Origin of the sequence: Pelomicrobium sp. G1 (genome assembly GCF_051905455.1) — a bacterium.
Taxonomy (GTDB): Bacteria; Pseudomonadota; Gammaproteobacteria; order Burkholderiales; family UBA6910; genus Pelomicrobium.
Map to the genome: position 1 here is coordinate 1 of NZ_JBQACR010000197.1, position 344 is coordinate 344.

Sequence of the window (344 nt, forward strand, 5' to 3'; positions counted from 1 at the left end):
GACTTGGAGGATATCCGCACCCTGGTCCTGTCCGACGCCCACCCCAAGGGCGCACATCTCGCCTGGGACAATCGGATCGAGGCGCCCCTGCCGCTGCCCTCCACCCTGGTGCGCCAGATCCTGCTCAACCTGCTGCTCAACGCCACCCGCGCGGTGGAGGCGGGCGGTCGCATCGAGTGCGGCATCCAGGTCGTGGGGGAACGCCTGGAGATCCGCGTGAGCAACGACGGCGCCTACATCCCCGAGCACGAGCAGCAGTACCTGTTCGAGCCCTTCTTCCGGTTGAGCGAAGACGGCAACGGCCTGGGGCTGTGGGTCACCTACCAGATCGTGCAGCAATTGGG

General features: G+C 66.9%; 1 protein-coding gene. It reads left to right on the top strand.

Annotated elements, in window-relative coordinates:
• A partial coding sequence (locus ACTFO6_RS18155) for a sensor histidine kinase (RefSeq protein WP_439935793.1) occupies positions 1–344 on the top strand: 344 nt, incomplete at both ends.